This window comes from Streptomyces sp. NPDC030995 (genome assembly GCF_055571215.1).
In genome coordinates this window covers 44,764-65,170 of sequence record NZ_JBVIFS010000037.1, presented here as the reverse complement: position 1 = coordinate 65,170, position 20,407 = coordinate 44,764, and the positions used below count along the sequence as shown (strand labels likewise).

The 20,407-nt window shown below is 71.5% G+C and carries 21 protein-coding genes and 1 tRNA gene; 20 read left to right on the top strand and 2 right to left on the bottom strand.

Annotated elements, in window-relative coordinates; all coding sequences use genetic code 11:
* The first annotated feature begins 276 nt into the window (after positions 1–276).
* From ACZ45T_RS34030 to ACZ45T_RS33990, 9 genes are all read left to right on the top strand, one after another.
* Complete coding sequence (locus ACZ45T_RS34030) at positions 277–645, top strand: hypothetical protein (protein WP_468447989.1); 369 nt, start codon at positions 277–279, stop codon at positions 643–645.
* A gap of 235 nt (positions 646–880) precedes the next feature.
* Positions 881–3,064, top strand: a complete 2,184-nt coding sequence (locus ACZ45T_RS34025; RefSeq protein WP_468447988.1) for a sensor histidine kinase — start codon at positions 881–883, stop codon at positions 3,062–3,064.
* 35 nt (positions 3,065–3,099) lie between these two features.
* Positions 3,100–3,534, top strand: coding sequence for a roadblock/LC7 domain-containing protein (locus tag ACZ45T_RS34020; protein ID WP_468447992.1), 435 nt, complete (start codon positions 3,100–3,102; stop codon positions 3,532–3,534).
* The gene (locus tag ACZ45T_RS34015; protein ID WP_468447987.1) at positions 3,531–3,950 is read left to right on the top strand and encodes a DUF742 domain-containing protein; all 420 of its coding nucleotides are present in this window, start codon (positions 3,531–3,533) and stop codon (positions 3,948–3,950) included. Before ACZ45T_RS34020 ends, ACZ45T_RS34015 begins: the two co-directional genes overlap by 4 nt.
* Positions 3,928–4,542: a GTP-binding protein gene (locus tag ACZ45T_RS34010; RefSeq protein WP_468447986.1), complete on the top strand. Its 615-nt coding sequence runs from the start codon at positions 3,928–3,930 to the stop codon at positions 4,540–4,542. The genes ACZ45T_RS34015 and ACZ45T_RS34010 overlap by 23 nt, the downstream gene beginning before the upstream one ends.
* Positions 4,539–5,144 carry a GAF domain-containing protein gene (locus tag ACZ45T_RS34005; protein ID WP_468447985.1) on the top strand — a complete coding sequence of 202 codons (606 nt, stop codon included), beginning with the start codon at positions 4,539–4,541 and terminating at the stop codon, positions 5,142–5,144. Before ACZ45T_RS34010 ends, ACZ45T_RS34005 begins: the two co-directional genes overlap by 4 nt.
* Positions 5,145–5,229: 85 nt before the next feature.
* A complete protein-coding gene (locus tag ACZ45T_RS34000; protein ID WP_468447984.1) occupies positions 5,230–5,592 on the top strand; it encodes an MmcQ/YjbR family DNA-binding protein in 363 nt (120 codons plus the stop codon).
* 145 nt (positions 5,593–5,737) lie between these two features.
* Positions 5,738–7,141: an acyltransferase family protein gene (locus tag ACZ45T_RS33995; RefSeq protein ID WP_468447983.1), complete on the top strand. Its 1,404-nt coding sequence runs from the start codon at positions 5,738–5,740 to the stop codon at positions 7,139–7,141.
* A 57-nt stretch (positions 7,142–7,198) separates the two neighbouring features.
* Positions 7,199–7,275 (top strand) — tRNA-Pro (locus ACZ45T_RS33990).
* A 197-nt stretch (positions 7,276–7,472) separates the two neighbouring features.
* Here ACZ45T_RS33990 and ACZ45T_RS33985 read toward each other — a convergent pair.
* Positions 7,473–7,628: a DUF6131 family protein gene (locus ACZ45T_RS33985; protein ID WP_399249844.1), complete on the bottom strand. Its 156-nt coding sequence runs from the start codon at positions 7,626–7,628 to the stop codon at positions 7,473–7,475.
* 128 nt (positions 7,629–7,756) lie between these two features.
* Between ACZ45T_RS33985 and ACZ45T_RS33980 the strand changes: the two genes are divergently transcribed.
* The 5 genes from ACZ45T_RS33980 to ACZ45T_RS33960 all read left to right on the top strand — a co-directional run bounded on the left by ACZ45T_RS33980 (position 7,757) and on the right by ACZ45T_RS33960 (position 10,754).
* Entirely contained in the window at positions 7,757–8,173 is a 417-nt protein-coding gene (locus ACZ45T_RS33980; RefSeq protein ID WP_468447982.1) for a hypothetical protein, read from the top strand.
* A gap of 40 nt (positions 8,174–8,213) precedes the next feature.
* Entirely contained in the window at positions 8,214–8,387 is a 174-nt protein-coding gene (locus tag ACZ45T_RS33975; protein ID WP_362064443.1) for a CsbD family protein, read from the top strand.
* Between the two features lie 99 nt (positions 8,388–8,486).
* Positions 8,487–9,350 carry a DUF1206 domain-containing protein gene (locus ACZ45T_RS33970; protein ID WP_468447981.1) on the top strand — a complete coding sequence of 288 codons (864 nt, stop codon included), beginning with the start codon at positions 8,487–8,489 and terminating at the stop codon, positions 9,348–9,350.
* A gap of 486 nt (positions 9,351–9,836) precedes the next feature.
* On the top strand, positions 9,837–10,181 hold the full coding sequence (locus tag ACZ45T_RS33965; RefSeq protein ID WP_468447980.1) for a hypothetical protein: 345 nt from the start codon (positions 9,837–9,839) through the stop codon (positions 10,179–10,181).
* Positions 10,182–10,364: 183 nt separating this feature from the next.
* Positions 10,365–10,754, top strand: a complete 390-nt coding sequence (locus tag ACZ45T_RS33960) for a hypothetical protein (protein ID WP_468447979.1) — start codon at positions 10,365–10,367, stop codon at positions 10,752–10,754.
* 634 nt (positions 10,755–11,388) lie between these two features.
* On the opposite strand, the gene ACZ45T_RS33955 is transcribed toward ACZ45T_RS33960, so the two are convergent.
* Positions 11,389–13,509 carry a SpoIIE family protein phosphatase gene (locus ACZ45T_RS33955; protein ID WP_468447978.1) on the bottom strand — a complete coding sequence of 707 codons (2,121 nt, stop codon included), beginning with the start codon at positions 13,507–13,509 and terminating at the stop codon, positions 11,389–11,391.
* Positions 13,510–13,991: 482 nt separating this feature from the next.
* On the opposite strand from ACZ45T_RS33955, the gene ACZ45T_RS33950 reads away from it, so the two are divergent.
* The 6 genes from ACZ45T_RS33950 to ACZ45T_RS33925 all read left to right on the top strand — a co-directional run bounded on the left by ACZ45T_RS33950 (position 13,992) and on the right by ACZ45T_RS33925 (position 20,404).
* Positions 13,992–14,195 carry a cold-shock protein gene (locus ACZ45T_RS33950; RefSeq protein ID WP_010982331.1) on the top strand — a complete coding sequence of 68 codons (204 nt, stop codon included), beginning with the start codon at positions 13,992–13,994 and terminating at the stop codon, positions 14,193–14,195.
* A gap of 223 nt (positions 14,196–14,418) precedes the next feature.
* Positions 14,419–14,628, top strand: a complete 210-nt coding sequence (locus tag ACZ45T_RS33945) for a hypothetical protein (protein ID WP_468447977.1) — start codon at positions 14,419–14,421, stop codon at positions 14,626–14,628.
* Positions 14,629–14,642: 14 nt separating this feature from the next.
* Positions 14,643–15,290: a hypothetical protein gene (locus ACZ45T_RS33940; protein ID WP_468447976.1), complete on the top strand. Its 648-nt coding sequence runs from the start codon at positions 14,643–14,645 to the stop codon at positions 15,288–15,290.
* Positions 15,291–15,820: 530 nt separating this feature from the next.
* Positions 15,821–17,152 carry a chloride channel protein gene (locus ACZ45T_RS33935; protein ID WP_468447975.1) on the top strand — a complete coding sequence of 444 codons (1,332 nt, stop codon included), beginning with the start codon at positions 15,821–15,823 and terminating at the stop codon, positions 17,150–17,152.
* 76 nt (positions 17,153–17,228) lie between these two features.
* Complete coding sequence (locus ACZ45T_RS33930) at positions 17,229–18,851, top strand: phospholipase D-like domain-containing protein (RefSeq protein WP_468447974.1); 1,623 nt, start codon at positions 17,229–17,231, stop codon at positions 18,849–18,851.
* A 107-nt stretch (positions 18,852–18,958) separates the two neighbouring features.
* Entirely contained in the window at positions 18,959–20,404 is a 1,446-nt protein-coding gene (locus ACZ45T_RS33925; protein ID WP_468447973.1) for a glyceraldehyde-3-phosphate dehydrogenase, read from the top strand.
* The last annotated feature ends 3 nt before the right edge of the window (positions 20,405–20,407 follow it).

Below are 20,407 nucleotides of genomic sequence, written 5' to 3'. Positions count from 1 at the left end.
GTACGTCCAGTACTCGGGCGCCCCTCCGCCTTGCGATGCACGGCACCAGACAACGCGGGCTTAACCGGCAAGATCCGAAAGAGACGGCCTAGCGCCGAATGACGCCCCACACCCCACGCGAAGGGTGTGGGGCGTCGCCTTTCTCTCGTCAGGGGCACATCTAGGGCACATGAGTGTGGGAAGGGGCCCGGATCAGTCAGAACTTGCGGGCAGCGTCTTCGCTGGTTAGCGCACGATTCGGCGCGAAGGCCCAGGTCAGGGCCGCACATCCGTCATTTGCTCCGCGAGCAGCACCAGGCGACGAACGAGACCAGCTGGGTGTCGAGCAACCGGCAGAGCGTGTTCCCCGGCTCCCCGGGCGACAACAGCCTCGGCTTCGACTTCCTGGTCGGCTCGGGCAACCACCCGCTCATGTTCGAAGTGAAGGCGACCCAGGGCGAAGGAGGGCAGATCGAGCTGGGGGAGAGCGAGGTCAGGGCAGCGCAGCGGTTCGCCGGCAGCGACCGGTGGCGGATCCTCGCGATCACCTCCGTCCTCGACCCGCGGACGCTGAAGATCCACGTGCTACCCAACCCCTTCAGCGCCCGCGGCCGAGGATCGTACCGAGAGGAGGGCGGCGCACTGCGCTTCTCGTACAGGCTGTGACGAGGCCCGAACAGGTCGGTCCCGGCAGCTGCTTCGGTGCGGTCCGGTCGGTGCGGGAGGCGACCCGGCGCATTCGGGCTGCTGTGCGAGCGCTCCACCGGGAGCGGGAAGCACCCCCGCGAAGTTCCCCAACTGGCAGCCCGGGGCGGGACGGTGGGGTCTAGCGTGGGTATCCGGTGATCAACACCGGGCCCCGGGAACGCTGGGGGCCGGGCCCCACGTACCGAGGACGCCGATGTCCGGACTCCGCGCCGCCCGCCACGCCCCGTCGAGACACGCCGTCACCGGTCCCGGCCGGCAGATACGCCCCCAGCTGGTCCGCGCCGCCGTACTGCCCACGCTCGCCGCCGGGCTCAGCGGTACGGCCGCGGTGATCTTCACGCTCCAGCTCGGCGGGGGAGCCGGTGACCGCGACGCCCGGCTGTGGCCGGTGCTGACCGGCTGCGCCCTGCTCGTGGTCGGCGCGCTCGCCGCCGCCCTGCTCGGAGCCCAGCGCTCCGCCAAGGCCGTCCGGGACCGGTGCGAGGCGCTGCGCCGCTCCAGCCTGCGCGGCCGCCAGGAACTGCGCACCGCCGCCGACCGGCTGGAACGCGGCGAGACCCCGCCGCGTCCGGTGCGGGGCGGCCCGACCGCGCCGGCGACCGGCGGGGATCCCGCCGGGGTCGACGAGTTCTGGCTGCTCTCCCAGGAACTGCGCGGAGCCCGCGAACAGGCGCACGAGACCCTCGTACGGCTGGCCGGACCGGCCGCTCCGTCCGACAGCGAGCGCAAGGTAGAGGTCTTCGTCAACCTCGCGCGTCGGCTGCAGTCCCTCGTGCACCGCGAGATCTCGCTGCTGGACGAGCTGGAGGACACGGTCGAGGACCCGGACCTCCTCAAGGAGCTCTTCCACGTCGACCACCTCGCCACCCGTATCCGCCGCCACGCCGAGAACCTGGCCGTGCTGGGCGGCGCCGCCTCCCGCCGCCAGTGGACGCGGCCCATCGACCTGAGCGAGGTGCTCCGCTCCTCGGTCGCGGAGGTCGAGCAGTACACCCGCGTGAAGGTAGTACCGCCGGCCGGTGGCAGCGTGCGCGGGCACGCCGTCGCCGACGTGGTGCACCTGCTGGCCGAACTGGTGGAGAACGCCACGGTGTTCTCCGCTCCCGACACCGATGTGGTGTTGCGCGCCGAGCGGGTCACCGCGGGCATCGCGGTCGAGGTGGAGGACCGGGGGCTGGGCATGCCGGTCAAGGAACAGCACCGGATGAACGCCCTGCTCGGCGACCCCGACCAGATCAGCGTCCGGCACCTGCTCGCGGACGGGCGGATCGGCCTGTACGTGGTGTCGGCGCTGGCCCGTCGGCACGGCATCGCCGTCGAGCTCAAGTCCAACATCTACGGCGGAGTGCTCGCCGTGCTGGTGCTGCCGCAGGTACTGCTGGGCGCGGAGGCGCCGACCGCGGCCGACGCGGCGGGGGGCTCGCGGGCCACCTCGTGGGGGACGGGGGAGGGCGCGGCGATGCCGCCGCTCGAGCCGGTACGGGTGTCCGTACCGGAGCGTGCCCGCCATGCGGGAGTCCCGGGGGCCGCGGCCCCGCGCGACCCCGAGCCCCGGCCCGGGCCGGTATCCGGAGCCGGAGCCGGCCCTTGGACCGCGGCCGCGCCCGTGCCCGAGCCCGGTGCTAGGAGCGTGACCTCACCGGAGCCTGCGACCGCGCCGCTGTCACGAGGCCGGGAGATCCCTTCGACCGAACCTTGGGCCACGGCCACGGCCACGGCCACGGCCACGGCCACGGCCACGGCCACGGCCACGGAAGCGGCCACGGCCACTACGGCTACGGACGCGGTTTCGGCTTCGGCTTCTGCAGAGTCCGGACCCGGGGCCGGGCCTGCGGCCCCGTCGTGGTCCGAGGCCGAGGCCGGGGCTGTGGTGCCGACGGGGCTCGGAGACGAGCTGCTGATCGGACCCCGAGCGGGGGAGAGGGCGTCAGCCGCGCCTTCGACGGAGCTCGCGGTGGAGTCCCGCGCCACGGCGTCGGCCGAAGCCCCGCCCGAACCCGAAGCCGTGCCCGGGGCCGACCCGGTGCCCGGCGGTGCGGCGTGGGCGTTGCCCGCGCCCCGAGCCGGGGAGACGGCACCGGCCGAGTCCGCGGGCGCTGCGCCGCCGCTGCCCGTTCGGCGCGCCAAGGAGACGGCGTCGGCCGAGCCCCTGACCGGGCCCGCGGCGCAGACACCGTACGTGCCCGCCGCGCGCACCGCAGGCGACCGGCCGGCCTTGCCGCGGCGGCGGGCCCAGCAGCACCTGGCGCCCCAGCTGCGCGAGGCACCCGCACCGCGGCGGGCGGCCGATGACGTCGAGCAGCCCGTGCATGACCCCGGCCTGATGGCCGCCTTCCAGCGGGGTTTCGGCCTCGCCCAGTCGGAGAACCAGGTATGACCCCGACCCCTCACCTCAGCAAGGAGCGCACCCCCATGGGCGGCGAAGTGGCGACGAAGACCGGCGGCCGGCTCTCGGACCTCGACTGGCTGCTCAGCGGCCTGGTGCAGCGCGTGCCGTACACGCGCAGCGCCGTACTGCTCACCGCCGACGGGCTCGTGACCTGCGTGCACGGCCTGGACCCCGACAGCGCCGACCACATGGCGGCCCTCGCGTCCGGGCTGTACTCGCTGGGCCGCAGCGCCGGCTCCCGCTTCGGGGACGGCGCGGAGGTGAGGCAGGTCGTGGTCGAGCTCGACACCGCGCTCGTCTTCGTCTCCGCGGCCGGGGCCGGGACCTGCCTGGCCGTCCTCGCCGACCGCGAGGCCGACGCCGGGGTGCTCGGCTACGAGATGGCCATGCTGGTCAAGAGCGTGCGTCCGTACCTGGCGGCCCCGCCTCGGCGGCCCGTCGCCGACGCGGAGCGATGAGGGCCCGCGCGACGGGGGCGTACCGGAAGGGGCGGGACACGCCGTGGGTCGACGGCTCGGCGGGGCGGGTGATGCGCCCGTACACCGCCAGTGGCGGGCGGACGAGGGCGGGCGTCGCGCTCGACCTGCTCTCGCTGGTGACCGCGACCGGGGTGCGTCCGCGCGTCCCGCTGGGGGCCGAGCACACCCTCGCCCTGCGGCTGTGCGCGGGCGCCGCGGCGGTCACGGTCGCCGAGGTGGCCGGACAGCTGCGGCTGCCGGCGGTCGTGGTGAAGGTGCTGCTGGCCGATCTGATGAAACACGGGGCCGTGATGGCGCAGGCGCCCCGGTTCCCCGCCGTCGGTGGCGACGCGTTCGCCGCCGCCGACCACGACCTGCTCCGGGCGGTGCTCGATGGCCTACATAGACGACTGTGAAGCCCCCGCTCCCGTCTCCGCTCCCGCGACCCTGAAGATCCTGGTCGCGGGCGGATTCGGGGCGGGCAAGACCACCTTCGTGAGCGCGGTGAGCGAGATCGAGCCGCTGAGCACGGAGGAGCTGCTCAGCGACCTCAGCGCGACCGCCGACCCGCTGCACGGCGTCGAGGCGAAGTCCACGACCACCGTCGCGCTGGACTTCGGCCGGCTGACCCTGGACGAGAGCCACGTGCTCTACCTCTTCGGTACGCCGGGCCAGCACCGCTTCTGGTTCCTGTGGGAGGAGCTGTGCGCGGGCGCGCTCGGGGCGGTGGTGCTCGCCGACACCCGCCGCCTCGCCGACTGCTTCCCCGCCGTGGACTTCTTCGAGCGGCGCGGGATCGGCTTCATCGTCGCCGTCAACGAGTTCGAGGACGGTCACCGTTACGCGCCCGACGAGGTCCGCGATGCGGTGGGGCTCGGGCCCGAGGTGCCGGTCGTACGGTGCGATGCGCGCCTGACCAGTTCCGGGACGGGGACGCTCGCCGCCCTCGTCCGCCATCTGCTGTGCACGTTCAGTTCTTCGTCTTCGGAGTCGGGGGAACCGTCATGACGTACTACGAATCGACCGGACACCTGCTGCTCACGCCGGTGGACCGGGAGGCACCGGCGCGCACCGTCCGGCTGCGCGAGCTGGGCCTCGGGGAGCGCACGGACGCCGAGCTGGACGCCTTCGCGCGGCGTGTCGCGGACACCCTCGCCGCGCCGTACGCGGGGGTCAACTTCATCGGCGAGGAACGGCAGTTCTTCGCCGGGCTCCACCACGCGGCCCAGGCCCCGGCGAGCGGCTACCCGGCGCGGGTCCTGGCCCGCGACCACGGCTACTGCCCGCACGTGGTGGTACGGCGGCGGGCGCTGGTCCTGGAGGACGTACGGGACTTCGCGCGCTTCGCGGGCAACGCGGTGGTGGACGAGAGCGGGGTGCGCTCGTACCTGGGCGCGCCGCTGACGGACCGGCGCGGGATCGTCCTGGGCACGGTGTGCGCGGTGGACGTGGTGCCGCGGCGGTGGGGGACGGAGGGGCTCGCCACCGCCAAGGCGCTGGCGGCGGAGCTGGTGGCGCTGGTGCACGAGCGGGAGGACCGGGCGGAGCTCCGGGGGGAGGCCCGTGGGGAGGTCCGTAGGGAGCTCCGTGGGGAGGTCCGGCAAGGGTGAGCGCGAATGTCAGTGGCGGGGGCTACGGTCGACGGACGTGGGTTCACGACGAGGGTTCACCGGTGACTGGAGAGGAGTCTCGGGGATGGCCACAACCGCGCAGGACGTCCGCCTGGTCGCGCTGTCGCTCCCGGACAGCAGCGAGAAGCTCGCCTGGGGCATGCCGACCTTCCGGGTGAGCGGGAAGATCTTCGTCTCGCTGGCCGACGACGACAGCTCGATCGGCGTGAAGTGCCCCAAGGAGGACCGGGCCGAGCTGATCGCGGCGGAGCCGGAGAAGTTCTTCATACGCGCGGGTCACGACGACAACTATGGCTGGATCAGGGTCCGTCTCGCGGCGGTGCAGGACCAGGGCGAACTGCGCTCCATCCTGACCGACTCCTGGCGGCAGGCCGCCCCGAAACGCCTGGTCGCGGCCCATCCGGAGCTGACCGGCGACACGGCCTGAGCCGCGGGCGCCGGTGTCGGCGCCCGCGCGGAGCCGAACAGTCCGTGGCTGAAAAGGTCACGGTTTGGGGAAGGGCTCCGAGGGTGGTCCGTTTTGTCGTATTTCCTGATCCTCGACGCCGTGGCGGGTCGGCTAGCCTCCCGAAGTGAAACTGACCAATCGCTTGTCTGCCCGGCGTGTCGCGCGAGGCGCGGCCGAGGGTGGCACCCCTCCCGCCGCGTCGCGGCTCGGCTGGCTGGACGGCCTCCGCGGCATCGCGGCACTCTCCGTCGCCGTCTACCACCTGGCGCTGCCGTTCTACTGGGTGCCCCACGGCACCCGGGTGCCGTACTACCTGGACCCGGGCATCTTCGGGGTCCTGTTGTTCTTCCTGGTGAGCGGATACATCATTCCCGCCTCGCTGGAACGGCGCGGCGACATACGCGCGTTCTGGGTGGGCCGCGCCTTCCGGATCTATCCGGTCGTCATCCTCACCGTGGTCGCCTCGCTGCTGATCCTGCCCCGCGCGCACACGGTGATCGCGGGCTGGGGCTTCGAGCACGCGTTGCTCTCGCTGGTCGGCAACGGGCTCATGATCCAGGACGTGATGGGCGTCACGAACGTCCTCGGGGTGATGTGGACCCTCACCTACGAGATGGTCTTCTACTACTTCGTCACGGCGCTCTTCGCGCTCGGCTGGCACCGCAAGAGCGCGCCCATCGCGGTCGGCTTCGCCGCCGCGGCCCTGATGCTCGGCGGCTGGGCCACCGTCGGGACGCTCTCCGTGAACCTGGCGTCGACCCGGCACCTGGTACTGGCCTGCGCCACCGTCGTGCTGATGGCGATGGCGTGCATCATGACCGGCAAGCCGGCCCTGACCAGGACCGGGGCGCTGCTCCTCGGCGGCCTCGGGCTGCTCCTGATCACCCTCAACGGCCGGGCCACGTTCTTCGAGACCATGATGATCTTCGCGACCATGTTCTCGGGCACCGTGCTCTACCGCCTGGAGCACGGCCAGATCGACCGCGCCCAGGCCTTCCTGTCCTGCGCCTTCGTCGTCGCCTGCGGCTTCCTCGTCGGCTACATGTACAACCACGGTCCGGCCCTCTGGCGGACCTGGAGCGGGTCGTGGATGGCCTGGTCCTTCGCCTACGTCGCCGCGTGGGCGGTCTTCGCCGCCGGCATGCTGCTGCGCAAGCGCCGCTTCCCCCGCTGGCTGAGCTGGCTCGGCGCGATCAGCTACTCGCTCTACCTCCTGCACAACCCGGTGATCCACGCGATGAACTGGCTTCTGGAGGGGCGCGCCCCGATCGAGAGCTGGACGGGCCGCCTGGTGCAGTTCAGCGCCTTCATGGCCGTCCTGCTGGTGCTCAGCTACCTCAGCTACCGACTGGTCGAGCTGCCCTTCCAGAGCCTGGGCCGCCGCGTGCTGAAGGCCGCGACGCGGCCCCGCCGGCGGGCGCCGCACGCCGTGGCGCCGACATCGGTCGACGCGGCGAACGCGGTCGACGCGGTCACCGCACGCCGCGCGGAACCGGTAGCGGAAAAGGTGCGCGCGACCACCCCGTGAAATGCGGTATCGTTCTCATGCGCGTTCGGCCAGGGGAAACCCCAGGTCAGCGGGCATCGGGACGTGGCGCAGCTTGGTAGCGCACTTGACTGGGGGTCAAGGGGTCGCAGGTTCAAATCCTGTCGTCCCGACCATGCTTCATGCAGGTCGGAGGCCGTTCTCTCACACATGAGAGGACGGCCTTTTCCATGCCCGGAATGCTGGTGGTCGCAGCCGTTCCAGCCAGGCCCGTCGGTTCACGTCGGCGATGAGGAGCAGTACGCCGGCGGAGACCAGGTACAGCATGCCGTCGACGGAAACGGGGGTGTTCCCCACACGGGGTCAGGGGCGGCTACCAGTAGTGCCGTCGTCCTCCGACCTTGTGTCCGACGGATCCCAGGATCCACAGGATGATGCCGATGACGACCAGGATGATCCCGATGGTCCACAGGATGGCGATGCCGGCTATGTAGCCGACGACCAGCAGGATGATTCCGAGGACGATCATGATGTCCGCCGATCTCACGGAGTGATGCAGAGCCCCTGTTCCCAGGGTAGATGCGCCCTCTGCCTGTGGCTTCCCGGGCAGGACAGTCTTACCGTGGAGAGACAGCGAGCGGACCTCTGGAGCGCGCCATGCTCATCATCCTCGGACTCGTCCTCCTGATCGCCGCGCTGGTCGTCGGTGTGGCCGGCGTCGTTACCAACGACGGCAGCGCCCACGAGCTGACTGGCGGGTTCTCCGTATTCGGCTACGAGGTCACCGGCTCCACCGGCACCCTCTTCCTCTACGGCATCATCGTCGGGGCCGTGGCCATGCTCGGACTGAGCCTTCTCCTGGCCGGTGCCCGCCGTACCTCTCGCCGCGGCCACGACGCTCGCCCGGGACGCACCGCGCGTCGGGAGACGGCCGCTGTCGACCAGGGGCGCGAAGACGTCGTCGACCAGCGTGGCATTGCCCCGCCCACAGGCGACGGTGGGCGAGAGTCCAACCCGAACGGAGAGCACCGGCGGGGGATCAACCCGTTCAAGCACCGATCGGATCCCCGGTAGGCCGCCGCGCCGGCGCACGACTTACGAAGGGTGGCCACCGATGAGTATCGGCAAGAAGATCGCGCACAAGGCTGAGGCGGTCAAGGGCGGCGCCAAGAAGACCGTCGGCCGCGTGACCGGAAGCTGGCACCTGCGGGCCGAGGGCCGTGGTGACCAGGTCAAGGGCAACGCCAAGCAGGCCGGGGCGAAGATCAAGGACGCCTTCAAGCACTGACCACTGCGCCCGCCCTGCCGGCCTCACGGCAGGGCCCCGGAGGTGCCACGTATGGCCATCAAGAGGGATGCCGCCCACGCCAGGTCCCAGGGGCGGCGTATGTCCAACAGCCGCGCCATGGAGGTCCTGTCCAGGGTCGGGCTCTGCGCGCGGGGTGTGATCTACGTACTGGTGGGGCTGCTGGCCGTGCAGATGGGTTTCGGCGGCGACAGCGGCAAGGAGGCCGACCGGTCCGGCGCGGTGCGGACCATCGGCGAGCAGCCGTTCGGCCGGGTGCTGCTGTGGGCGCTGGTGGTGGGGCTGGCGGCGATGGCGCTGTGGCGGCTGTCCGAGGCCGCGTTCGGGCAGGCGGTGACGGGCGGCGATAAGTGGACCCGGCGCCTGGGCTCTTTGGGGCTGGCGGTCTTCTACGCCGTGATCTGTATCGGGGTGGTGCAGACCGCGCTGGTGGGCGGGTCCGCCGGTGGCCGTCCCGGCGATGAGACGTCGAAGGATTACACCGCCAGGGTGCTGACCTGGCCCCTCGGGCGGGTCCTCGTCGGCGTGGTCGGAGCCGTCCTGGTCATCGTCGGTGTGGTGATCGTGGTCCGCAGCCTGATGCGGAAGTTCGAGGAGAATCTCCGGACGGACGAGATGAGCCCGACGACGCGGCGGGTCGTCGCGGGGCTGGGCATCGTCGGCGGCGTGGCGACCGGCGTGGTCGCGGCTGTGGCCGGGCTGTTCGTCCTGCTGGCCGCCGTGCAGTTCGACCCCGCCCAGGCCAAGGGCATGGACGAGACGCTGCGTTCGTTCGCCGCCACACCCGCCGGGCCCGTCCTGCTGATCGCCGCGGCGGTCGGACTCCTGCTGTTCGGCCTCTACTCGTTCTGCGAAGCCCGCTGGCGAAAGGCTCCTGAGCACGGCGCCTCGGCAGAGCAGCCGACCGAGGTCCCGGGCTCGGAGACGCGCCCCAGTGCGCCCTAGCGAGGGCATCTCGTCTGATGCCGTGAGCCGGTTGTCTCCGTTCGGGCGCTTGCGCAGCGCGATCCGCCGCTCGCGGGCCGGGCGCAGGTGGGGGTGGGGCAGCGATATCGACCTGTGGCAGCTTTCGTTGGGGTTCGCGGCGCTCGGGTTCCTGACGCTGGTGCCGCTGCTGATCGTTGTGTCGGCGGCCGATCCGGCGAGCGGGCGGGGGTTCGCGCAGTGGCTGGGAGACGGGCTCGGCGTCTCGACGGCCGCCAGGGGGGAGGTCGAGCGGTTGTTCGCCCTGCCGGGCCAGGCATGGCGGACTACGACGGCGTTCGGCCTCGCCGTGCTCGCCGTGTTCGGTCTGTCGTTCGGGGCGGCGGTGCAGAGCGGCTACGAGAAGATCTGGGATCTGCCCCCGGCCCGCTGGTGGGCCAGGTGGCGACACGTGATGTGGCTCGCCGTCCTCATCGGGATCCTCTTCCTGTCCGCGATCACACCCCTGTGGCGGGATTCCTCGGCCGCGGGGTGGTCACTGTGGTCAGCGGCACCCTGTTCTTCTGGTGGTCCCAGCGGCTCCTGCTCGGCGGCCGCATCGCCTGGGCCACCCTGCTGCCCGGGGCCGTCGCCACCATGCTCGGACTGCTCGGCCTCAGACTCTTCTCCAGACTCGTGTTCTCACCACTGATCGCATCCAGCGCGGTCACCTACGGCCCCTTCGGAACCGTCCTGGTCATCCAGTCCTGGCTCGTCGGCGTGGGCGTCGTCGTGTTCGGCGGCGCGCTGGCCGGCCGACTGCTCCGCGACGAGGCCCCCCGCGTGGCACGTGCGCTCAAACGGCGAGAGTGAGGCTCAAACCCCGCACTCTGCCCTGCTCAGGGCAGTGCGGGCCTCGGACCGTCCGGTCGTCAGAACAGGAGAACCCTTGCGGCCTGACATGACCGCTCGGCGGGCAGGTGGGAGAATTTCACTACCACGGGTAGAGCGCACGTACGTGTGCGTCCATCCCGATACAGGACAGCAGGTCAGGCCATGACCAAGCAACCGAAGCCGTCCCAGCCCCGCGATGGCGAGGGCATCAGCCGGCACAAGGAAGCCAAGCAACACGGCTGGTCACCGGATGTGGACGAGACCACGCAGCAGGAGAACCCGAGCGCCCACCGCTCCTTCCACCCGGAGAAGTACGCCCCCGCCAAGGGCCCGGGCAGAAAGGTTTCCAAGGAAGAAGCGGGCAACCCCCACGGCAAGCCCTCCAAGAGCAGGGGCTCCCGCGGGGAGGACCAGAGCAAGGGCTCCGGCGACAAGGGCATGCACGACCTCGGCCCGCGAGGCCGCTCACAGCGCCCCAGCGGAACCAAGGACGCCTCCGCCTCCACCGGTGTGGACCCCCAGGACCCGCCCGGCACGCGCAGCGCCGGATAACGCACCGTCAAGCATCGTTCACCTCGCCGGAGGCCGGGACGTACACAGGTGCACTCGGCGGCTTTCCCCACCGCCCGGCGCCAAGGCGGGCCCGGCCCCGGTGACGGTGAGCGGCGGATGAACCATGTCAACGTCAAGCCATGAGGTGTTCGGCGCACCAGGCTGGGTCACCCTGATGGCCCAGGACGTTGCCTCGGCCCAGGAGTTCTACGGGGCCGAGATGGGCTGGGAGTTCCGCAGCACCCGGCTCGGCGAGGGTTCGCCGTCGCCGCCCGCGAGGGAGCCCCGGTCGCCGGTATCGGCGCACTGGCTCGTCGCCTGGGATTGCCGGTGGCGTGGACGCCGTACTTCGCCGTCGCGCCTCACCCGTCCAAACCTCGCCAGTCAGCCGCTGGATCGCTCTGAGCGACCCCGACGACGCACTGTTCACCGTCCTCGCACCACAGGACGCACCGCACTGACTCGACTGCTCAGCCGGGCTCGGCGCACCCTCGCCGGGTGCAGTGATCAACATCGGTGCGTTGCGTGTCAGGCGCTGCCCCGCCGGGCCGATGGTACGGGTCTGCCTGTCGGTCCGGGGCCGCCGCGTAGTACGGGCACACGAGAGCATCGACCGGCCATGGTGGCGGGCCGGTCAGGTCGGTGCGCTCGCCTCGTCGTTGGGCGTGTGGGGTCGTACATGGGCGATGACGAGGGCGACGTCGTCGGCGGCGTCGGGGTGTCGTAGTGCGGCCAGGAGCCGGTCGCAGGTCGCCTCCGGGGGGAGGCCGGGATCGGTGAGGAGGCTGAGCAGGAGGTCGAGGCGGTCGTCCAGGGCCTCGTCGCGGGTTTCGACCAGGCCGTCGGTGTACAGGACCAGCCGGTCGCCGGGGATCAGGTCGAGGACGGTGGTCTTGAAATCGGCGACGCCGAGGCCGCCTGCGCCGAGCGGCACGCCGACGGGGAGGTCGAGCAGTTCGGGGGCCTGTCCTGACCGGATGACGACGGGGGGCGGGTGGCCGGCGAGGGCGACGCGGCAGCGGGAGCGGTGCGGGTCCCAGGTGGCGTAGACGCAGGTCGCGATGGTCTGGTCCAGCCCGGCGGTGATGCGGTCGAGGTGGCGCAGGACTCGGGCCGGGTCGAGGCCGAGGTCTGCCAGGGTGCGGGTGGCCGTGCGCAGTTGTCCCATGGTGGCGGCGGCGTGGACACCGTGTCCCATGACGTCGCCGACCACGAGGGCGGTCTTGTCCTTGGGCTGAGGGATCGCGTCGAACCAGTCGCCGCCGATCCCGCTGGCCGCTGCCGCGGGCTGGTAGCGGTAGGCGATCTGGAGGCCGGCGGCCTGGGGTGGGGGGTGCGGGAGAAGGTGGCGCTGAAGAGTCAGGGCGGTGTCGGTGGCGTACTGGTACCAGCGGGCGTTGTCGATGGCGATGGCGGCGCGGGTGGCCAGTTCGCCGGCCAGAGCGACGTCGTCGTGGTTGAAGGGGATCGGATTGCGGGTGCGCAGGAGGCCGAGGACGCCGAGGACCTGGCCGCGGGCGGTCAGTGGCACGGCCATGTAGGAGTGCGAACCCTCTTGGGCGAGGAGGTCTGCGGCGGCCTCATCGCGCGCGATGCGCGCCAGGTCCGGGCGGGTGATGTGCGACACCAGGACGGGACGCCCGGTGCTCACGCAGCGTGTGACCAGACGCTCGGCCGGATAGGTGGTGCGCTCGCCCACCGGGTCGGCGGCGTGGGTGGCGTCCGTCTCGTAGGCCGCCGCTACCGCCAGGGCCATGAAGAGAGCCTGCCCCGTCCCAGGGCCGGGCGGCGTGGTCGCGCTGCCTTCCAAGACGGAGTCGAGGACGTCGACCGAGGCGACGTCGGCCAGGTCGGCCACGACGAGGCCGGCGAGTTCGCGGGCTGTTCGTTCCAGGTCCAGGGTGGTCCCGACCGTCACCGACGCCTGGGCGATGAGGTCCAGGCGCCTACGGGCCTCGGCGGCCTCTGTGGCTGCACGATAACTGTCGGTAACATCCACCACCGACAGGGCAACACCGATCACCCGGCCGCCGGGGTCCTCCAGCCGGTAGTACGAGCCCGACCAGGCATGCTCCCGGTCCGGGTCGGCGGGAGCACGCCCGACGGAGAACTGGTCCAGCAGCGGTACGCCCGTGTCCAGGACCTGGCGCATGGAGGCTTCGATCACGTCGGTGTCCAGGAACGGCAGCGCCTCGCGTACGGTCCGGCCCAGGTGCTTCTCGGCTGGCAGGCCATTGATCCGCTCCAGCGTCGGGTTGACCAAGACGTAGCGCAGGTCGGTGTCCAGCACAGCCAGCCCGAGCGGGGACTGCGCCACCAACCGCACCGACAGCGCCAGGTCGCGCTCCACGCCTCGCAGAACGGCCTCGTCGCAGGCGATCCCCAAGGCGTACACGCCTCCGTGTTCGTCCAGCAGCCGCATGTTGCGAAACTCCACCAGCCTTGTGGAGCCGTCCTTGTGCCGCACGGGAAACACCCCGGCCCAGGCGCCGCCACCGGCCATGACCTTGGCGAACAGCTCGAGGACCAGGTCGACGTACTCGTCTGCGACCAGCAGCTTGGCCGCGTACTTGCCCAGCGCCTCCTTGGCGGACCAGCCGAACAGATCCTGGGCCTGGGGGCTCCACAACGTGATCCGCCCCTCGGTGTCCAGGACCACCGCGGCCACGCTCAGAACGTCCAGCAGACCGCCGGGTTCGGAGGGAACCACTCCCACTGGGCCGGGCTCGGCCCGAAACGCCTCGGACGCGATCATGACCGGACCTCCTCAGCCACTGCGGCGGGCCTCGGACCCGACGATCCAGTCCCTCACTCGCCCCCGTCGGCCCTCCTCTCATCCTCCTCCCGCCGCCCCCGGGCGGCAGCCTCCGTCAGCGGCTGCCGGGCGGGCAGGCCCCCAGGGCTGCGGGGTGCGGGGGCCGGCGGAGGTGGCACGTCAAGAGCGGCCTGGTCCACGGCGCGGCGCGATCTGCCCCGGTTGACAGCTTCCACGCCGAGAGCGGCGAGACACGCACCCTGTCTGGAAGCCCGTCCGCGAAGTGCGGCGTAGGAGTGTTCTCGTGGTGCGAGCAGGACTGTCCGTGTAGCGTCAGCGCCAGCTGTCGTGGTTCCGAAGTACCGGTCGCCCGTGAGCACACGTGCACGGGCGATTTTGCTGTTCACAGTCTCTGAGGACCAGGGCGATCACCTCCGGCTCCCGCACGGTGCGGGACCGATTTCGAGTCCCTTGGAGGACACATGGCCAGCGGAACCGTGAAGTGGTTCAACTCGGAAAAGGGCTTCGGCTTCATCGAGCAGGACGGCGGCGGCCCGGACGTCTTCGCCCACTACTCGAACATCGCCAGCTCCGGCTTCCGCGAACTTCAGGAAGGCCAGAAGGTGAACTTCGACGTCACTCAGGGCCAGAAGGGCCCCCAGGCGGAGAACATCACCCCCGCCTGAGCCTTCCCTCCCTTTAACGGGCGCTGCTGTATCAGTGGCGTTGCCGTATGAAAGCCCGGCCGGCCCGGTTCTGCCGGCCGGGCTCTTCCATTCCAGAGGTGCGCTGTCTCTGGCCGCGATCTTCGCTCGTGAACGGGCCGGCCGCTGGCCCACTGAAACGGAGACGGGGCGTGCCTTCGCCCACCTCCCACTCGCCGATGAATCCGGGCTGGCCGCCCGCCGGATGCGCCAGGTCCTGGACGGCCGCGCCGACCGCGGCCGATACGTCGACGATCTGTCCGACGACGACGAGGAACTGCTGCGCAAGCTGCTGGACCTGGACGCTACGCGCCGCCCATGCGATACGCCGTCTGCCCTGCTCTTCCCGCTGCTGGCCGCGTTGGCCGCCCGGCCGCTGGGCGCCTGCCGCCACGTCTGGCCACCTGGACGCTGACCGTCGGCTCCCTGGTGCTGGCCGTCGGCGCGATCATCTACGCCATCCGCAGGACCCCTCGCCCGACCAGCCGGGACAAGGTCCCCCTCAAGATCCGCATTAAGCCCGTCCTCCGGGGCGATCTCGGCAAACTGCTGGGCGCGGTCGCCGCGTTCGAGGTCGGCAACGTCGCCGCCACCCTGCTGATCCTCCGGGCCTCGGACCTGCTGGCCCCCGAACACGGCACCAAGACCGCGACCACCATCGCACTCGGCCTCGACACCGCCTACAACATCGCCGCCACCATCGCCTCCGTGCCCGCCGGCCGGCTCTCCGACAGGCTCGGCGTCCGAGGCCCGGTCCTCGTCCTCGCCGCAGGGGTCGGGGCGTTCGCCTTCTCCTACGGTCTGTTCGCCGTCGACGCCACGGCCATCGCCTTCCTGGCGGGGTCCAGCGCAGCGTGTGGGGCGACGCCGTCCACAGCGACGGCGAGTTCCTCCGTGTCGAGAGCGACGCGGGCGACTGGCGGGCCCGCGCGGTCGTCAGCGCGACCGGCACCTGGATCCGCCCCTTCATCCCCGCCGTTCCCGGCCGCCGGGAGTTCTCCGAACGCCAGCTCCACACGGTGCAGTCCCCGGGCTCCACGTGCAGCAGCAGGAGCGCGAGCAGGGCCCGGCGCTTGAGCGCCGTCGGCGTGCGCGGCAGGCCGCCCCGGCGGATCTCCACCGGACCGAGGATCAGATACTTCGGCCCGTCGGCCTGCTCACCGCTTCCGCCGCCGCGGGCAGCGCCGCCCACCCAGGTTCTCGCCCGTTGGGCCAAACAATTCCCTGCCACCCCCCAATTGGGGCGCCGCCCCCCCGGCGTCGCCGGGTCCGTCTCATGCCACGCGCATGGGTTCGGGCCTGGCCGACGTCCTGTCACGGGGGCCGAATCGGCCAACCGGCACCGGCCGCGCCCGCTGTGCGCCCGGGCCCGCCGCGGCGACCGGACGACGGACACCAGCGGTACGGCGACCACCGCGGTCACCCGGCGCGCCGAGGGCCGAGCCGGCCGCACCGCGCGCCGTGCCGATCGCGTCCCCGGCGGCGCGTGCGGCCGGTCGGGTGGATCATCGAGGGAGGCGCGCCGTCGCCCGCCCGGGCCCGACATCCGGCACGGCGCAACCGCCCGCGAACCTTCCCTGCCCCACGGCCCAGGAAGGAAGACCCCCATGACGGAGCCGAGCCCCCGAACCCACCCGCCGGCCGACGGCGGGCAGCCCGCGGAAGGGGACGTCCTGCGGGTCCTGCTCCGCACCCCTGGATATCGCCGGACGCTCGTCTTCTGCGCCCTCATCGGCATCCCGGTGTCCCTCGCCGCCTTCTGGTTCCTCGTCGCGCTGCGCGAGCTGGGGCAAGCGCTGTGGTCGGACCTGCCGCACGCGCTCGGTTACGACACCCAGCCCTGGTGGTGGCCGTTCCCCCTGCTGCTGATCGCCGGGATCGTCGTCGGCCTGGTCGTCGCCCATCTGCCGGGTGCGGGCGGTCACATACCCGCAGCCGGGCTGAGCATGGGAGGCACCACCACGGCGGCCCTGCCCGGGGTCGTTCTCGCTGCCGTGGCCAGTCTGCCGTTCGGGGCCGTTCTGGGACCGGAAGCCCCGCTGATCGCGCTGGGCAGCGGCATGGCCCTGCTCTTCCGAGACCTCACGAGGGCTCCGCTCAGCCCGCAGAGCACGGTGTTGCTCGGCGTGGCCGGAGCCGCCGCGGCCATCTCCGCGATCTTCGGGAGTCCGCTGGTCGGCGCCATCCTGCTGATCGAGGTGGTGGGGGTGGGCGGGCCGCGGCTGTTCGCGGTCATGCTGCCCGCACTGCTCTCCAGCGGGGTCGGAGCCCTGGTCTTCACGGGCCTCGGGCGGTGGACCGGGCTCGAGGCCGGTGGTCTGTCGCTGAAGCCGGGGGTTCCCGTCCCCCGTCTGGACGGGGCGGATGTGGCCTGGGCGCTGGTCGTGCCCGTGGCAGTCGCCGCCCTGATGCACCCCGCGCTGTTCGGCGCCCGGCTGATCGCCGGATATGTGGCCGCGCGCCCCGTCGTACGGACCGTCCTGTGCGCGCTGGGCGCAGCCGCCTGCGCCGCCGCGTACGCGCTGATCACCGATCGCGCCCCCGACGAGGTCGCCTCGTCCGGTCAGGCCGCGCTGGCCGCGATGGTCGCCGACCCGCGGGCTTGGGGCATCGGCGGGCTGTTCGCCGTCCTGCTGCTGAAGGGCGTCGCCTACAGCCTCTGCCTCGGCAGCCTGCGCGGTGGCCCGGTGTTCCCCTCGCTGTTCCTCGGCGCCGCGATGGGTCTGCTGATGTCTCCCCTGCCGGGCCTGGGCGTCGTACCGGGCATGGCGGCGGGCATGGCGGCGGCCCTGACCATGGCCCTGCGGCTGCCGGTCAGCAGCGTGGTGCTCGTGGTGTTGGTGCTCGGCAGCGCCGCGATGACGCCCGTGGTGATACTGGCGGCCGTCGTCGCCTTCGTCATCGCGGAGCTGCTGCCGCGCGGGCCCGAGGTGGGCTAGGGGGCGTCTTGCCCGAAGTGGGCCGGTACAGGCCCGGGGCTAACCTGAGAGGGACCGCAGCCGAAGGTTCGATGCCGTGACGCAAGCCGACTGGCTTCTGGTATCCGGTGAGCGCGGCAACGCCGCGACACGCCTGGACGAGCGACGTCCGGGCGGACGGGCCTGGTCCGAGGGGAACCGGGCGTCGTACCTCGTCCACGGCGCCACCTACTTCGCGGAGCTCCTGGCGGGCATCCGCGCGATGCGCGCGGGCGACCTCCTCCTGTTCACCGACTGGCGCGGAGATCCCGACGAGCGGCTCGACGGCCCCGGTACGGAGATCGGCAGCGTCCTGTGCCGGGCGGCGGAGCGGGGTGTCATCGTCAAGGGGCTGCTGTGGCGCTCCCACCTGGACAGCCTCCGCTTCAGCCAGGAGGAGAACCTCCGCTTCGCCGAGGAGATCGATGCGGCCGGCGGCGAGTGCCTGCTCGACCTGCGGGTGCGGCCCGGCGGCTCCCACCACCAGAAACTGGTGGTGCTGCGCCATGACCGGCGCCCGGAGCAGGACGTCGCCTACATCGGCGGAATCGACCTCTGCCACAACCGCAACGACGACGCCGCGCACCGCGGCGACCGCCAGTCGCTGCCCCTGGCCCCCGAATACGGGCCGCACCCGCCGTGGCACGACGTTCAGGTCGCCCTGCGCGGGCCCGTCGTCGGCGACATCGAGGCTGTCTTCCGTGAGCGGTGGGAGGACCCGGCGCCGCTCAGCCGCAGCCCGCTCACCCGCCTGCGGGAGCGGATGCACCGCGAGGACGTCAGCGCGGACAGCCTGCCCGCGCAGGCGGCCGATCCGCCACCTTGCGGGACGCACACCGTGCAAGTGCTGCGGACCTATCCGAACCGTCTGCTGCGCGGCTACCCCTTCGCCCCCGACGGCGAGCGCAGCATCGCGCGCGGGTACCTCAAGGCGCTGCGGCGGGCCCGGGCACTGATCTACCTCGAGGACCAGTACCTGTGGTCCCCCCGCGTGGTGGCCTGCTTCGCCCGGGCGCTGCGCAGGTACCCGCAGCTACGGCTGGTCGGGGTCATCCCGACGGTCCCGGAGCAGAACGGCCGGCTGACCCGGCCCATGAACCTGATCGGGCGGATCACGGCCCTGGACGAGCTGCGCCGCGCCGGCGGCGACCGGGTCGCGGTGTACGGCCTGGAGAACCATGCCGGAACCCCCGTATACGTGCATGCCAAGGTGTGCGTGATCGACGACGTGTGGGCCTCCGTCGGCTCCGACAACATCAACCTCCGTTCGTGGACGCACGATTCCGAACTCAGCTGCGTGGTGTACGACGAGAGCCCCGACCCGCGGTGGCCGGCCGACCCGGGAGGTCTCGGCGACGGCGCGCGTGCCTCGGCCCGGGAGCTGCGCCTGGAGCTCATGCGCGAGCACCTGGACATCCCGGCCGACGGCGCGGCCGGGCAGCAGGCGCAGGACGCGCTGTGCGACCCCGTGGCCGCCTGCGGCGCCTTCGCGGAGGCCGCTGCCGCGCTGGAGGCCTGGTACGAGGACGGCTGCCGCGGTCCGCGGCCGCCGGGCCGGCTGCGCTGCTACGTTCCACCCGATCTGCCCGTGACGCAGAGAGTGCTCGCGACGCCTCTGCATCACGTTCTGGTCGACCCGGACGGCCGCCCGCTGCGGTTGCGCCGCCGCAATGCGTACTGAACCGGCACAAAATCGAACGCCGCTGCCCTGTGTGGCGGGTACCGCCTGAATGGCCAAAACGGAGGGGGGTTAGCATATGAGCACCGCCTAGCTCGAAAGATAATCCTGTGACTGTCAATGAGGACTCGTTCACCAGCTGGAAGCACCGCGAGGAGATCGCGGAGTCGATGATCCCGATCATCGGGAAGCTGCACCGGGAGCAGGACGTCACGGTCCTCCTCCACAGCCGTTCCTTGGTGAACAAGTCGGTGGTCAGCATCCTCAAGACCCACCGATTCGCACGGCAGATCGACGGTGAGGAGCTCTCGGTCACCGAGACGCTGCCGTTCCTGCAGGCTCTCACCACGCTCGATCTCGGCCCGTCCCAGATCGACATCGGCATGCTCGCCGCGACGTACAAGAACGACGACCGCGGTCTCTCGGTGGCGGACTTCACCGCCGGGGCCGTCGCCGGTGCCACGGGCGCCAACAAGGTCGAGCGCCGCGAGGGTCGCGACGTCGTCCTCTACGGCTTCGGCCGCATCGGCCGCCTCGTCGCCCGCCTGCTCATCGAGAAGGCCGGCTCCGGCAACGGTCTGCGCCTGCGCGCCATCGTCGTCCGCCAGGGCGGCGACCAGGACATCGTCAAGCGCGCCTCGCTGCTGCGCCGCGACTCGATCCACGGCCAGTTCCAGGGCACCATCACCGTGGACGAGGCGACGAACACCATCGTCGCCAACGGCAACGCGATCAAGGTGATCTACGCGAACGACCCGTCCGAGGTCGACTACACCGCGTACGGCATCAAGGACGCCATCCTCATCGACAACACGGGCAAGTGGCGCGACCGCGAGGGCCTCTCCAAGCACCTGCGCCCCGGTATCGACAAGGTCGTCCTGACCGCCCCGGGCAAGGGCGACGTCCCGAACATCGTCCACGGCGTCAACCACGACACCATCAAGCCGGACGAGCAGATCCTTTCCTGCGCGTCCTGCACCACCAACGCGATCGTCCCGCCGCTCAAGGCGATGGACGACGAGTACGGTGTGCTGCGCGGCCACGTGGAGACCGTCCACTCGTTCACGAACGACCAGAACCTGCTGGACAACTACCACAAGGCCGACCGTCGGGGCCGCTCCGCGCCGCTCAACATGGTCATCACCGAGACCGGCGCCGCCTCCGCGGTCGCCAAGGCGCTGCCCGACCTCAAGGCGCCCATCACCGGCAGCTCGATCCGTGTCCCGGTGCCGGACGTCTCGATCGCGATCCTCAGCCTGCGGCTCGGCCGCGAGACCACCCGCGAAGAGGTCCTGGACTACCTCCGCAACGTGTCGCTGAACTCGCCGCTGAAGCGCCAGATCGACTTCACCACCGCTCCCGACGCCGTCTCCATGGACTTCGTCGGCTCGCGCCACGCGTCGATCGTCGATGCCGGAGCCACCAAGGTCGACGGCGACAACGCCATCCTCTACCTGTGGTACGACAACGAGTTCGGCTACTCCTGCCAGGTCATCCGTGTCGTCCAGCACGTATCCGGCGTGGAGTACCCGACCTACCCGGTGCCGGCGGTCTGATCC